This is a genomic window from Neisseria sp. HMSC070F02, assembly GCF_001814225.1.
In the GTDB taxonomy this organism is placed as follows: domain Bacteria; phylum Pseudomonadota; class Gammaproteobacteria; order Burkholderiales; family Neisseriaceae; genus Neisseria; species Neisseria meningitidis.
Genome location: NZ_KV815473.1, coordinates 1 through 14,121, shown reverse-complemented (window position 1 = coordinate 14,121; position 14,121 = coordinate 1). Strand labels below are relative to the sequence as shown.

The following is a 14,121-nucleotide window of genomic DNA, read 5'->3' as shown; positions in this document are numbered from 1 at the left end:
CGCCTTCGGAGATTTTGTCGCCGACTTTGACTTTAACTTCTTTCACGACACCGGCCGCATCGGCAGGCACATCCATCGTGGCTTTGTCGGTTTCCAAAGTAATCAGGGTGTCGTCAACGGCGATGGTGTCGCCCGCTTTAACTTCTACGGCGATGATGTCGACGTTTTCGTGACCGCCGATATCGGGGACTTTGATTTCTACGATACTCATTTGAGTTCCTTTAATCTTTTTCAATTGGATGCCGTCTGAAAGCTGCTTCAGGCGGCATCGGTACGGTTTGTCTGCTCAAACCATTCGGGCATTCGGTTTTCAGACGGCCTGATGTCGGAATGGGGCAAACAGGCCGTCTGAAACATCAATCAGCGTTTCCAGCTAGGAGCTGAATCGGCTTTGATGCCGTATTTCTCAATGGCTTGTTGAACGGTTTCTTTGCTGACTTTGCCTTGTTCCGCCAATGCGGCCAATGCGGCCACGGCAACGTTGTAGCGATCCACTTCAAAGAAGCGGCGCAGGTTGGCGCGACTGTCGGAACGGCCGAAACCGTCAGTGCCCAAGACGTGGTAGTCGTTCGGGATGTAGGCGCGGATACGGTCAGCATAGCTGCGGATATAGTCGGTAGCGGCAATAACCGGACCGTCATGACCTTGCAGTTGGGAAGTAACGAAAGGTACTTTTTCGGCTTCCAGCGGATGCAGGCGGTTGAAGCGTTCTACCTCGACAGCGTCGCGGTGCAGCAGGTTGAAGGATGGGCAAGACCAAATGTCTGCTTCCAAGCCGAAGTCGGCTTTCAGCAGCTCGGCACCGGCAATCACTTCTTGCAAAATCGTACCGGAACCCATCAGTTGGACTTTCTTGTCGCCTTTGCCGCCGGCTTTCAGCAGGTACATACCTTTCAAGATGTCTTGTTCCGCACCTTCGGGCATATCCGGATGGGTGTAGTTCTCGTTCATCAGGGTGATGTAGTAGAACACGTCTTCATTATTGGCATACATACGGCGCAGACCGTCTTGTACGATGACGGCGACTTCGTATTGGAAAGTCGGGTCATAAGATACGCAGTTCGGAATCAGGTCGGCCTGGATGTGGCTGTGGCCGTCTTCGTGTTGCAGGCCTTCGCCGTTCAGTGTCGTACGGCCGGCAGTACCGCCCAGCAGGAAGCCGCGCGCGTGCATATCGCCCGCCGCCCAAGCCAAGTCGCCGATACGTTGGAAACCGAACATAGAATAGTAAATGTAGAACGGAATCATGGCGAAGTTGCTGTTGGCGTAGCTGGTTGCAGCCGCAATCCAGTCGGCCATCGCGCCCGGTTCGTTAATACCTTCTTGCAAGATTTGACCGTCAACGGATTCTTTATAGAACATCAGTTGGTCTTTGTCTTGAGGGGTATATTGCTGACCTTTCGGATTCCAAATACCGTATTGGCGGAACATACCTTCCATGCCGAAAGTACGGCTTTCGTCGGGAACGATAGGTACGACGCGTTTGCCGATTTTTTTGTCTTTCAGTAAAGTGGACAGGATGCGGACGAATGCCATCGTGGTCGAGAACTCGCGTTCACCGCTGGATTTGAGTTGTGCGTCGAATGCTGACAGCTCGGGCACTTCCAATACTTCCTGCGTCGGTTTGCGTTGCGGCAGGTAGCCGCCCAAAGCATCGCGGCGTGCGTGCAGGTATTTGTATTCTTCCGTATCGGGGGCAAAAGTCAGGTAAGGCAGATCGCCGCTTTCGATTTGTTCGTCGGTAACCGGAATGTCAAAGCGGTCGCGGAATTGTTTCAGGGACGCTTTGTCCATTTTTTTGGCTTGGTGGGCAACGTTCTGACCTTCGCCGGATGCGCCCATACCGTAACCTTTAATGGTTTTCGCCAAGATGACGGTAGGTTTGCCGTCGGCATGGTTCGCTGCGCGGTCGTAGGCGTTGTACACTTTTTGCGGGTCGTGGCCGCCGCGGTTCAATGCCCAGAGTTGCTCATCGGTCATATCGGCAACCAATGCTTTCAGTTCGGGCGTATTGAAGAAGTGTTCGCGCACATACGCGCCGTCTTTGGATTTGTAAGTTTGGTAGTCGCCGTCCAAACATTCTTCCATACGTTGGCGCAGGATACCGTCTTTGTCTTTCGCCAAGAGGCGGTCCCAGCGGCGGCCCCAAATGACTTTGACGACATTCCAGCCGGCGCCGGCAAAGTTGCCTTCCAATTCTTGGATGATTTTGCCGTTGCCGCGTACCGGACCGTCCAAGCGTTGCAGATTGCAGTTGATGACGAAAATCAGGTTGTCCAAGCCTTCGCGTGCAGCCAGTGCGATTGCACCTTGAGATTCGGGTTCGTCCATTTCGCCGTCGCCGCAGAAACACCATACTTTACGGCCTTTGGTTTTTGCCAAACCACGCGATTCCAAGTATTTCAGGAAACGCGCCTGATAAATCGCCATGATGGGTCCCAAGCCCATGGATACGGTCGGGAACTGCCAAAAGTCGGGCAAGAGGTGGGGGTGCGGATAGGAAGGCAGACCGTGTCCGTCCACTTCTTGGCGGAAGTTGTTCAGCTGGTCTTCGGTCAGACGGCCCTCGACGAATGCGCGTGCATAGATGCCCGGGGCGACGTGACCTTGGAAGAAGACCAAATCGCCTTCTTCGCCTTCGCCTTTGGCTTTCCAAAAGTGGTTGAAACCGACTTCGTACATGGTGGCGGCAGATTGGAAAGATGCGATGTGCCCACCCAGTTCCAAATCTTTCTTGCCGGCGCGCAATACGATGGCGGCGGCGTTCCAGCGCACGAATGCGCGGATGCGGTGTTCGATGTTTTGGTCGCCCGGAATGCCTTTTTCGTTTTCAACCGAAACGGTATTCAAATACGGGGTGGTCGTGCCGTGTGGCATACGTACGCCCTTGTCGCGGCAGTATTTGACCAGGTTTTCCAAGAGGTATTGCGCGCGTTCGCCGCCTTCATATTCGAGGACGGAGCTTAACGCGTCCAGCCACTCTTGGGTTTCGATAGGGTCAACATCGTGTAATTGGGTGGACATAGTATCTATCCTTTATGTTGAGTGTTTAATCGGCAGGGAGGGTGTAGCCAACCCCTTTATTTTCGTTTGTGAAAAATAATAAGCAAAAACGAAAATTTCTAAATCAAACCGAAAAAAAATAATTTAAGTTTAATGTTTTCAAAAAATTATAAAAGTTTTGGAAACAAGGGAAAACTTGAAAAAAATGTTCGATCTGCTCCACACGAAATCCTATCAGCAATCGGGTCTGCTGGCAAATAACCATGCCTGTAAAAGCAGGTTTTATACTGAAGTTGGCGTTTGGTAAGGTCAAGTCTTTTTGATTTCGAAATATTCTGTTTGATTTTGGCGATATTTTTTCGGAATTGTGGTATATCGAATCATTATGTCTCTGTCGGCAATTTTCCTATTGTAGAAAATCTATACACAAGCTTTGTGGATAACCGTGTTGATAAGCCACGGCTTGTGTTAAAAAAGTCTTACGCAACAAATGTACGCTTATTTTGATTAAAAAATAGGCACATTTAAATCTATAAAAATCATGTGCTTATGTTCAATATGATGTTTCTGGTCATGTTTTTGCCGTCTGTTATGGGATTTGTCCCGCGCTTGGGGCAGGGGGTGAATTTTGGAGGTTGGTGCAAAACCTGCTTTTTTCGCGTTACAATCTGCACCCGATTTACTTTTGAATTTGCCTGTTTGGAAAAATACTTTTATGAAAGCCAGCCAATTCTTTATCTCTACTTTAAAAGAAGCCCCTGCCGAAGCCGCGCTTGCCAGCCACAAGCTGATGATTCGCGCCGGTCTGATTAAAGCCAACGCGTCCGGCCTTTATACTTGGATGCCGATGGGGCTGCGCGTGTTACGCAAAGTCGAAAACGTCGTGCGCGAGGAAATGGCGCGCGCGGGCAGTGTGGAGCTGCTGATGCCGGTGGTGCAGCCTGCCGAGCTGTGGCAGGAATCCGGCCGCTGGGAGTTTTACGGTAAAGAACTGCTGCGCCTGAAAGACCGCCACGACCGCGATTTCTGCATGGGCCCGACCTGCGAGGAAGTCATCGCCGACATCGTGCGTAAAGAGATCAACAGCTACAAACAACTGCCGAAAAACTTTTACCACATCCAAACCAAATTCCGTGACGAAGTGCGCCCGCGCTTCGGTGTGATGCGTGCGCGCGAGTTTGTCATGAAAGACGCTTATTCCTTCCATACCGACTACGCCTCGCTTCAGACGACCTATGATGCCATGTATGACGCTTACTGCCGTATCTTCACCCGTCTGGGCTTGGAATTCCGCCCCGTTGCCGCAGATACCGGCAGCATCGGCGGTACGGGTTCGCACGAGTTTCAAGTGTTGGCGGAAAGCGGCGAAGATGTTATTGCGTACAGCGACACTTCCGATTACGCCGCCAATATCGAGTTGGCCCCGACCTTGCCGCTTAAAGGCGAACGCGCCGCTGCTCAGGCAGAACTCGTCAAAGTACACACGCCAAACGTCAAAACCATTGAGTCTTTGGTTGAATTCCTGAATATTCCGGTTGAACAAACCCTCAAATCCATCGTGGTTGAAGGCGAAAACGAAGGCGAAATCGTTTTATTGCTGTTGCGCGGCGACCATGAGTTCAACGACATCAAAGCCGAAAAACTCGCAGGCGTGAAATCGCCATTGACGATGGCAAGTCCTGCCGCGATTGTCGAACAGTTCGGCGCAAACGGCGGCTCGCTGGGTCCGGTCGGCTTTGCAGGTAAAGTTTATGCCGATTTCGCCACTGAAAAAGACGGGGACTGGGTCATCGGTGCGAACGAAGACGGCTACCACTACACCGGCTTCAACTTCGGGCGCGACGCTGCCGAGCCTGAATTTGTCGATTTGCGCGATGTCGTCGAAGGTGACGAAAGCCCCGACGGGCAAGGCCGTCTGAAACTGGCGCGCGGCATCGAAGTCGGACACGTTTTCCAATTGCGCGACAAATACACCCAAGCCATGAACGTAAGCTTCCTTGACAACAACGGCAAATCGCAAATCATGGAAATGGGCTGCTACGGTATCGGCATCACCCGCGTCGTCGCCGCCGCCATCGAGCAGAATAACGACGAAAAAGGCATCATCTGGACCAAAGCAATGGCGCCGTTTGAAGTCGTTATCGTGCCGATGAACTACAAAAAATCAGACACCGTACGCGAAGCCGCCGACAAAATCTATGCCGAATTGCTGGCGGCAGGCGCGGATGTGCTGCTGGATGACCGCGACGAACGCGCAGGCGTATTGCTGAACGATTCCGAGCTGTTGGGCATCCCGCACCGCATCGTCATCGGCGACCGCGCCTTGAAAGAAGGCAATGTCGAATACGCCGAACGCCGCAACAACGAAGCGCAGGCAGTTGCAATCGGAGAAATTGTTGCGCGTGTAACAGCTTCATTAAATGGGTAAGCTTGGTCAAATGCCGTCTGAAAATAATTTCAGACGGCATTTTTATTTGGGGAGAAAGTGAAGTGGCCTCAGTATTTTTAGAAGGAGAAGCAGTCGAGGTCGGCAATATTTTCTGTATCGGCAGGAACTATGCCGCACATATTGAAGAGTTAAAAAACGAAATACCTTCCGAACCTGTGGTGTTTATGAAGCCGTCAGGCAGCATTTTGAATAGCGGCGGTACAATCTTACTGCCCGAGTTCAGTAGGGATGTGCAGTTTGAGTGCGAACTCGTGCTGCTGGTCGGTAAGGATTCAGACGGCATGGGAGAGGGTGAAGATATTTTGGGATGTGTGGCGGGGTACGGCGTGGGTTTGGATTTGACCGCGCGAGACATCCAATGCCATCTGAAGGCGCAGGGGCTGCCCTGGCTGAAGGCAAAAGGGTTCAGGCATTCCGCGTGCGTGTCGGATTTTGCGGCGGCAGGCAGAATCAGCAATCCCGAGAAGGTGTTGTTTTCATTAAAACAAAACGGCGTATTGAAACAGCGCGGGGATACCGGTTTGATGATTTACCCGATTCGGGAAATTTTACACAAACTGGCGGCGGATTACGGTTTGGGGAAAGGGGATTTGGTGTTTACCGGAACGCCCTCCGGCGTGGGCGCAATCGGTGCGGGGGACAATTTGGCATTGGAGCTGGACGGCTTGGTGCGCGCCTCTTTCACGGTAGGGTGTTAACCGCGCCGCTTAACCCTCACGCCCGTTGAAACATTCCGCCGGACCGCCCTCGAAAAAACCGTGCAAGATGGCTTGCGCCGCCACTTGGTCGAGCACCGATTTGCGTTTTTTGCCGAAGACCTGTGCTTCCGAAAGCAGGCTTTCGGCATAGACAGACGACAGCCGTTCGTCAACCCAATAGACGGGGAGATTGAACCTGCCGTTCAGCCTGCGTCCGAACTTGCGCGACAGGTGCGTCATTTCATGTTTCGTGCCGTCGGTATGCACGGGCAGTCCGACGACAAAATAATGCGGCTGCCATTCTTGAACCAGCTTGGCGATTGCCGCGAACTTTTCATCGTTGCTGCCGCCGGTAACGGTGCTCAAAGGATGGGATAGCCCTAATTCCGCGTCTCCTTGTGCCACGCCGATACGCGCTTCGCCGAAGTCGAATGCCAGTGCCGTTCCTTTTGGAATTTTATGCATGGCCGGCTCCCGAAAACAGGGCGAGCGGGTCGATGCCGAGTTTGGCGAATGCGGCGGCGTAACGGTGTTCGTAGGGGATGTCGAACAGGATGTGTTCGTCGGCGGGAACAGTCAGCCACGTATTGTCGGCAAGTTCGCGTTCGAGCTGGCCTTTTCCCCAGCTTGAATAGCCTATGCTGATCAAGGCTTTGTCAACCGCACCTTCGCGTGAAATATTTTCAATCACGTCTCGGGAAGAAGTTAGCGCGATATTGTCTGAAACGCCGATACTGCTTTGCCAGTTGCCGATCGGGGTATGCACGACATAACCTCGCTCGACTTGCACCGGCCCGCCCATCATCACGCTGTCGTGCTGCATCCGCATGGGGATGTTTTTGCCGGTGGCGGAAAAAATCATGTCCATCGTAATCGGAGAGGGTTTGTTGATGGCGATGCCGAGTGCGCCGTCTTCATCGTGTTTGCAGATATAGACGACCGATTGTGAAAAAAACGCGTCTTCCATATCGGGCATGGCGACGAGAAAGTGGTTGGAGAGGTTCATATCAGCGTTTGTCGGGATTTTCTATCGGGTTGGAAATCATGCAGGCGCCGGCAAGCAGGTTGCCGGAAGTATCGGCTTGCACCCCATCGGTTTGCGGTATGCCGCCGCCGAAACAGGAAACCGCGCTTAAGGAATTTTTCGGCGAGCCTTGGATGATTTTATCGCTGTACACCAAATAGGCGAAGGTTTTGCGTTTGGGGTCGTAATAACGGACAATCTGCCGGCTCTTGAACGCGAAGCTCGCACCGTGTTTGAAAACTTCTTTCGGTTTGCGCACGGCGGTTTCGTCAAAAGAAATCGAAGATGCCGTCTGAACGCACGAAACCGATGCGTCGGACGCGTCCTCTTCCAAATTGACCATTTCCTTCAAGCCGCCTTTTTTTGCATACGAAATATAACAGGCAACCCCTTGAACGTCGGGATCGTCGAATCCTTCCACTTCGATACGGTCGTTTTTGCCCAGCATGTTGAAAACGGTACTTGCCCGTCCGATTTTATCGGTTTCGCCGCTGCCGCAGGCAGTCAGCAGGACGGCGGCAGACAGCAGTAGCAGTCTGTTCATCAAAATTTCCTTATCGGTTGAATCCCCGTTTTCCGTGAAGGCGGCAGGGCTTGCTTTGTTTGGAGGGGCGCACGTTCCCAAAATCGGGCAACATAACGGTATGCGGCTTAATGTGCTACCCTGTGTGTCGGAACACAATATCCGTTGCGGCATTGAAAATATGACGCACAATATAAGGCTGTTTGAGCCGATTGCAAGTATCCGCGCAAAGAAGGCGCAAGATTGGGCAAACGGCATTTTCAGACGGCATAACTGACAGTATAATCCAAACGTCCGGCTGCTTTCGTGCAGCCTTCAGTATTATCCAACTTTTTCCGAAGGTCGAACCATGCGCTACAAACCCCTTCTGCTTGCCCTGATGCTCGTTTTTTCCACGCCCGCCGTTGCCGCCCACGACGCGGCACACAACCGTTCCGCCGAAGTGAAAAAACAGACGAAGAACAAAAAAGAACAGCCCGAAGCGGCGGAAGGCAAAAAAGAAAAAGGCAAAAATGGCGCAGTGAAAGATAAAAAAACAGGCGGCAAAGAGGCGGCAAAAGAGGGCAAAGAGTCCAAAAAAACCGCCAAAAACCGCAAAGAAGCAGAGAAGGAGGCGACATCCAGGCAGTCTGCGCGCAAAGGACGCGAAGGGGATAAGAAATCGAAGGCGGAACACAAAAAGGCACATGGCAAGCCCGTGTCCGGATCCAAAGAAAAAAACGCAAAAACACAGCCTGAAAACAAACAAGGCAAAAAAGAGGCAAAAGGACAGGGCAATCCGCGCAAGGGCGGCAAGGCGGAAAAAGACACTGTTTCTGCAAATAAAAAAGTCCGTTCCGACAAGAACGGCAAAGCAGTGAAACAGGACAAAAAATACAGGGAAGAGAAAAATGCCAAAACCGATTCCGACGAATTGAAAGCCGCCGTTGCCGCTGCCACCAATGATGTCGAAAACAAAAAAGCCCTGCTCAAACAAAGCGAAGGAATGCTGCTTCATGTCAGCAATTCCCTCAAGCAGCTTCAGGAAGAGCGTATCCGCCAAGAACGTATCCGCCAAGAGCGTATCCGTCAGGCGCGCGGCAACCTTGCTTCCGTCAACCGCAAACAGCGCGAGGCTTGGGACAAGTTCCAAAAACTCAATACCGAGCTGAACCGTTTGAAAACGGAAGTCGCCGCTACGAAAGCGCAGATTTCCCGTTTCGTATCGGGGAACTATAAAAACAGCCAGCCGAATGCGGTTGCCCTGTTCCTGAAAAACGCCGAACCGGGTCAGAAAAACCGCTTTTTGCGTTATACGCGTTATGTAAACGCCTCCAATCGGGAAGTTGTCAAGGATTTGGAAAAACAGCAGAAGGCTTTGGCGGTACAAGAGCAGAAAATCAACAATGAGCTTGCCCGTTTGAAGAAAATTCAGGCAAACGTGCAATCCCTGCTGAAAAAACAGGGTGTAACCGATGCGGCGGAACAGACGGAAAGCCGCAGACAGAATGCCAAAATCGCCAAAGATGCCCGAAAACTGCTGGAACAGAAAGGGAACGAGCAGCAGCTGAACAAGCTCTTGAGCAATTTGGAGAAGAAAAAGGCCGAACACCGCATTCAGGATGCGGAAGCAAAAAGAAAATTGGCTGAAGCCAGACTGGCGGCAGCCGAAAAAGCCAGAAAAGAAGCGGCGCAGCAGAAGGCTGAAGCACGACGTGCGGAAATGTCCAACCTGACCGCCGAAGACAGGAACATCCAAGCGCCTTCGGTTATGGGTATCGGCAGTGCCGACGGTTTCAGCCGCATGCAAGGACGTTTGAAAAAACCGGTTGACGGTGTGCCGACCGGACTTTTCGGGCAGAACCGGAGCGGCGGCGATGTTTGGAAAGGCGTGTTCTATTCCACTGCACCGGCAACGGTTGAAAGCATTGCGTCGGGAACGGTAAGCTATGCGGACGAGTTGGACGGCTACGGCAAAGTGGTCGTGGTCGATCACGGCGAGAACTACATCAGCATCTATGCCGGTTTGAGCGAAATTTCCGTCGGCAAGGGTTATATGGTCGCGGCAGGAAGCAAAATCGGCTCGAGCGGGTCGCTGCCGGACGGGGAAGAGGGGCTTTACCTGCAAATACGTTATCAAGGTCAGGTATTGAACCCTTCGAGCTGGATACGTTGATCGGATTGCCGAAACGGTAGGCTTTATGCAAATCGTGCCGATATGGTGCGCTGTTCCGTGAAGTTTGCCGTTTGCCGTACCTGTATTTTCCGGTTTTTGGAAATCAAGAGAGAAAGTTAAAGAAGAATGTCGAAACCTGTTTTTAAGAAAATCGCACTTTATACTTTGGGTGCAATCAGCGGCGTGGCCGTCAGTCTGGCGGTGCAGGGTTTTGCCGCCGAGAAGGACAGGCGGGATAACGAAGTCCTGCCGGTGCAATCCATCCGCACAATGGCGGAGGTTTACGGTCAAATCAAGGCAAACTACTATCAGGACAAACCCGATGCCGATTTGTTTGAAGGTGCGATGAAGGGTATGGTGGCCGGTTTGGATCCGCATTCCGAATATATGGATAAAAAAGGTTATGCCGAGATAAAGGAGTCCACCAGCGGCGAATTTGGCGGCTTGGGGATGGAAATCGGGCAGGAAGACGGATTTGTCAAAGTGGTTTCGCCGATTGAGGACACGCCTGCGGAACGGGCGGGGGTGAAAAGCGGCGATTTCATTGTGAAAATCGATAATGTTTCGACACGCGGCATGACGGTCAGCGAAGCGGTGAAGAAAATGCGGGGCAAGCCGGGTACGAAGATTACTTTGACGCTGTCGCGCAAAAATGCCGACAAGCCGATAGTCGTCAACCTGACCCGTGCCATTATTAAAGTGAAAAGCGTCCGCCATCACCTGATCGAACCCGATTACGGCTATATCCGCGTGTCGCAGTTCCAAGAGCGGACGGTCGAAAGCGTCAATACCGCCGCAAAAGAGCTGGTAAAGGAAAATAAAGGAAAACCGCTCAAGGGGCTGGTGTTGGATTTGCGCGACGACCCCGGCGGGCTTTTGACTGGCGCGGTCGGCGTGTCGGCGGCGTTTCTGCCGTCTGAAGCAGTCGTCGTCAGCACCAAGGGACGCGACGGCAAAGACCGCATGGTACTGAAAGCCGTTCCTGAAGATTATGTGTACGGGATGGGCGGCGATTCTTTGGCGGGCATTCCTGCCGAGTTGAAAACCATACCGATGACGGTATTGGTCAATTCCGGTTCGGCTTCCGCGTCGGAGATTGTCGCAGGTGCATTGCAGGATCATAAACGCGCGGTCATCGTCGGTACGCAGAGCTTCGGCAAAGGTTCGGTTCAGACTTTGATTCCTTTGTCCAACGGCAGCGCGGTCAAGCTGACAACGGCACTGTATTATACGCCGAACGACCGTTCTATTCAGGCGCAGGGGATTGTTCCCGATGTCGAAGTAAAAGATAAGGAACGCATTTTTGAAAGCCGCGAGGCGGATTTGGTCGGACACATCGGCAATCCTTTGGGCGGCGAGGATGTGAACAGTGAAACCCTTGCCGTGCCGCTTGAAAAAGATGCGGATAAGCCCGCTGTAAAAGAAAAAGGTAAAAAGAAAAAGGACGAGGATTTGTCTTCAAGGCGGATTCCCAACCCTGCCAAAGACGACCAGTTGCGGAAAGCTTTGGATTTGGTCAAGTCGCCCGAGCAGTGGCAGAAGTCTTTGGGGCTGGCGGCGAAAAAGCCGGTTTCAAATAAAGATAAGAAAGATAAAAAAGATAAGAAGTAGGTTTTTACGATGCCGTCTGAAAGGATTTCAGACGGCATATTATGTTTGAAAGGACAGGTTATGAGCGATTTTTTACCGGAATTTGAACCGTGCGGCAATTATAGTGGATTAAATTTAAATCAGGACAAGGCGACGAAGCCGCAGACAGTACAGATGGTACGGAACCGACTCACTTGGTGCTTCAGCACCTTAGAGAATCGTTCTCTTTGAGCTAAGGCGAGGCCAACGCCGTACTGGTTTTTGTTAATCCACTATACTTGGGTAGCGATTGGGTTTCAGACGGCATACATTCAGGATTTCACCGCCTTATGCCGTCTGAAAGACGTTTCCGACCCATCCCTACTACACACTTTGTCCGCAAACGCATCACAGGCAAGATTATGGAAGTTATCCAATACCCAAATTCCCCCTTCAAACTCCACCAACCCTTCCCGCCCGCAGGCGACCAGCCCACCGCTATTGCCGGCTTGCTCGAAGGGCTTTCAGACGGCCTTGCCTACCAAACCCTGCTCGGCGTAACCGGTTCGGGCAAAACCTACACCATGGCGAACGTCATCGCCCAAAGCGGCCGACCCGCCATCATCATGGCGCACAACAAAACCCTTGCCGCCCAGCTTTATGCCGAAATGCGCGAGTTTTTCCCTGAAAACGCGGTGGAATATTTCGTCTCCTACTACGACTATTACCAACCCGAAGCCTATGTGCCAAGCCGCGATTTGTTCATCGAAAAAGACAGTGCGATCAACGAACACATTGAACAAATGCGCCTTTCTGCCACCAAAAACCTGATGACGCGCGATGACGTGATTATCGTTGCCACTGTGTCCGCCATTTACGGTATCGGCGACCCGACTGAGTATCAACAAATGGTGTTGTCCGTCAAAGAAGGCGACACCATCGAGCAGCGCGACATCATCGCCACGCTCGTTTCCATGCAGTACGAACGCGGCGATTTGGATTTCAAACGCGGCAGCTTCCGCGTGCGCGGCGACGTGATTGACGTGTACCCCGCCGAAAGCTCCGAAAACGCCTTGCGTATCAGCCTGTTTGACGACGAAATCGACCGCCTCGATATGTTCGACCCGCTTTCAGGCAGCCTGCACCAACGCGTCGGCCGCTACACCGTCTTCCCGTCCAGCCACTACGTTACCCCGCGCGACACCGTATTGCGCGCCTGCGAGTCCATCAAAGAAGAATTGCGCGAACGCATTGATTTCTTTACCAAAGAAAACCGTCCCGTCGAGCAACAACGCATCGAACAGCGCACCCGTTTCGACCTCGAAATGCTCTACGAAATGGGCTTCTGCAAAGGTATCGAAAACTACTCCCGTCACTTCTCCGGCAAAAAAGAAGGCGAACCGCCGCCCACGCTGATGGACTACCTGCCCGACAACGCCATCATGTTCATCGACGAAAGCCACGTTACCGTCACACAAATCGGCGGCATGTACAAAGGCGACGCATCGCGCAAGCAAAACCTCGTCGATTACGGCTTCCGCCTACCTTCCGCCCGCGACAACCGCCCGCTCAAATTCCACGAATTTGAAAAAGTCATGCCGCAAACCGTCTTCGTTTCCGCCACCCCCGCCAAATACGAAGAAGAACACGCCGGACAAGTGGTCGAACAAGTCGTCCGCCCCACAGGGCTGGTCGACCCTCAAATCATCATCCGCCCCGTCGCCACCCAAGTTGATGACTTAATGAGCGAAATCAACGACCGCATCCAAAAAGGCGAACGCGTACTCGTTACCACCCTTACCAAACGCATGGCGGAGCAACTCACCGACTATTACAGCGAACTCGGCATCAAAGGGCGCTACCTGCACAGCGACATCGACACCGTAGAGCGCGTTGAAATTATTAGAGATTTACGGCTCGGATTGTTTGACGTACTCGTCGGCATCAACCTCTTGCGCGAAGGCTTGGACATCCCCGAAGTCTCCCTCGTCGCCATCCTCGACGCCGACAAAGAAGGCTTCCTGCGCTCCCACCGCAGCCTGATTCAAACCATAGGCCGCGCCGCGCGCAACGTGAACGGCGTCGCGATTCTGTACGCCGACAAAATCACCGACTCTATGAAAGCCGCCATCGACGAAACCGAACGCCGCCGCGAAAAACAGATTAAATTCAACGAAGAACACGGCATCGTGCCGCAGCAGATTAAAAAACAAGTCAAAGACATCATCGACGGCGTGTACCACGAAGAAGACAGCGGCAAAGGTCGTCTGAAAGGCAAAAACAAGGTTAAAGTCGGCGAAATCCACAACGAAGAAGACGCAATTAAAGAAATCGCCAAACTGGAAAAAGCCATGCAGCAGGCGGCTAGGGATTTGCAGTTTGAAGAGGCGGCTGTGTTGCGGGATAGGATTCGGGGGATTAAGGAGAATTTATTATTTTAGGATGTAAAAAATGATTAAGATGAAAGATATTTATGAGTCAATTTGTTGTAAATCTATTAGAAAGATAATGTATATATCAGATAGTTTTGTAGCTATTTCAGGAACGGGGTTTATTATTAAATTTCAGGAAAAATTTTATTTTTGCTGTTTATATCATTGCATGTCTAATGAAGGAAAATTTGAAAAAAATAAATTGTTTGGGTTAAGTATTTTATATAAAACATACTTGGATTCGGATTTCAAGTGCAACACTAGTGTA

The 14,121-nt window shown here is 51.9% G+C and carries 10 protein-coding genes and 2 pseudogenes; 7 read left to right on the top strand and 5 right to left on the bottom strand.

What is annotated here, in order from left to right; genetic code table 11:
• A partial coding sequence (locus tag HMPREF2959_RS08210; RefSeq protein ID WP_305800027.1) for a biotin/lipoyl-containing protein occupies window positions 1–211 on the bottom strand: 211 nt, incomplete at its 3' end.
• Between the two features lie 149 nt (window positions 212–360).
• Entirely contained in the window at window positions 361–3,024 is a 2,664-nt protein-coding gene (aceE, locus tag HMPREF2959_RS08205) for a pyruvate dehydrogenase (acetyl-transferring), homodimeric type (protein WP_002240592.1), read from the bottom strand.
• A 694-nt stretch (window positions 3,025–3,718) separates the two neighbouring features.
• Here aceE and HMPREF2959_RS08200 point away from each other — a divergent pair.
• The gene (locus HMPREF2959_RS08200; RefSeq protein WP_070696675.1) at window positions 3,719–5,431 is read left to right on the top strand and encodes a proline--tRNA ligase; all 1,713 of its coding nucleotides are present in this window, start codon (window positions 3,719–3,721) and stop codon (window positions 5,429–5,431) included.
• A 62-nt stretch (window positions 5,432–5,493) separates the two neighbouring features.
• A complete protein-coding gene (locus HMPREF2959_RS08195; protein WP_002232607.1) occupies window positions 5,494–6,150 on the top strand; it encodes a fumarylacetoacetate hydrolase family protein in 657 nt (218 codons plus the stop codon).
• A gap of 9 nt (window positions 6,151–6,159) precedes the next feature.
• On the opposite strand, the gene ruvX is transcribed toward HMPREF2959_RS08195, so the two are convergent.
• From ruvX to HMPREF2959_RS08180, 3 genes are read right to left on the bottom strand one after another with little or no spacing between them, the layout of a single operon-like run.
• On the bottom strand, window positions 6,160–6,615 hold the full coding sequence (gene ruvX / locus HMPREF2959_RS08190; RefSeq protein WP_070696669.1) for a Holliday junction resolvase RuvX: 456 nt from the start codon (window positions 6,613–6,615) through the stop codon (window positions 6,160–6,162).
• Window positions 6,608–7,156, bottom strand: coding sequence for a YqgE/AlgH family protein (locus HMPREF2959_RS08185; protein ID WP_019273641.1), 549 nt, complete (start codon window positions 7,154–7,156; stop codon window positions 6,608–6,610). The genes ruvX and HMPREF2959_RS08185 overlap by 8 nt, the downstream gene beginning before the upstream one ends.
• Before the next feature lies 1 nt (window position 7,157).
• On the bottom strand, window positions 7,158–7,718 hold the full coding sequence (locus HMPREF2959_RS08180; RefSeq protein WP_002217027.1) for a CreA family protein: 561 nt from the start codon (window positions 7,716–7,718) through the stop codon (window positions 7,158–7,160).
• Between the two features lie 328 nt (window positions 7,719–8,046).
• Here HMPREF2959_RS08180 and HMPREF2959_RS08175 point away from each other — a divergent pair, with 328 nt between their 5' ends.
• The 5 genes and pseudogenes from HMPREF2959_RS08175 to HMPREF2959_RS13010 form a co-directional block, all read left to right on the top strand.
• On the top strand, window positions 8,047–9,852 hold the full coding sequence (locus HMPREF2959_RS08175; RefSeq protein WP_002238000.1) for a peptidoglycan DD-metalloendopeptidase family protein: 1,806 nt from the start codon (window positions 8,047–8,049) through the stop codon (window positions 9,850–9,852).
• 126 nt (window positions 9,853–9,978) lie between these two features.
• Window positions 9,979–11,463 carry a S41 family peptidase gene (locus HMPREF2959_RS08170; protein WP_002226303.1) on the top strand — a complete coding sequence of 495 codons (1,485 nt, stop codon included), beginning with the start codon at window positions 9,979–9,981 and terminating at the stop codon, window positions 11,461–11,463.
• 99 nt (window positions 11,464–11,562) lie between these two features.
• Window positions 11,563–11,625, top strand: a pseudogene (locus HMPREF2959_RS13015) (transposase); the annotation flags it as partial.
• Between the two features lie 146 nt (window positions 11,626–11,771).
• Window positions 11,772–13,862, top strand: coding sequence for an excinuclease ABC subunit UvrB (uvrB, locus tag HMPREF2959_RS08165; RefSeq protein ID WP_180295931.1), 2,091 nt, complete (start codon window positions 11,772–11,774; stop codon window positions 13,860–13,862).
• 10 nt (window positions 13,863–13,872) lie between these two features.
• Window positions 13,873–14,121 (top strand): annotated as a pseudogene (locus HMPREF2959_RS13010) (hypothetical protein); the annotation flags it as partial.

What these genes read in the sequence shown, in the direction of transcription:
- aceE (WP_002240592.1), bottom strand. Translation starts at nt 3,024, where the DNA reads ATGTCCACCCAATTACACGATGTTGACCCTATCGAAACCCAAGAGTGG.
- HMPREF2959_RS08170 (WP_002226303.1), top strand. Translation starts at nt 9,979, where the DNA reads ATGTCGAAACCTGTTTTTAAGAAAATCGCACTTTATACTTTGGGTGCA.
- HMPREF2959_RS08175 (WP_002238000.1), top strand. Translation starts at nt 8,047, where the DNA reads ATGCGCTACAAACCCCTTCTGCTTGCCCTGATGCTCGTTTTTTCCACG.
- ruvX (WP_070696669.1), bottom strand. Translation starts at nt 6,615, where the DNA reads ATGCATAAAATTCCAAAAGGAACGGCACTGGCATTCGACTTCGGCGAA.
- HMPREF2959_RS08185 (WP_019273641.1), bottom strand. Translation starts at nt 7,156, where the DNA reads ATGAACCTCTCCAACCACTTTCTCGTCGCCATGCCCGATATGGAAGAC.
- HMPREF2959_RS08180 (WP_002217027.1), bottom strand. Translation starts at nt 7,718, where the DNA reads ATGAACAGACTGCTACTGCTGTCTGCCGCCGTCCTGCTGACTGCCTGC.
- HMPREF2959_RS08200 (WP_070696675.1), top strand. Translation starts at nt 3,719, where the DNA reads ATGAAAGCCAGCCAATTCTTTATCTCTACTTTAAAAGAAGCCCCTGCC.
- uvrB (WP_180295931.1), top strand. Translation starts at nt 11,772, where the DNA reads ATGCCGTCTGAAAGACGTTTCCGACCCATCCCTACTACACACTTTGTC.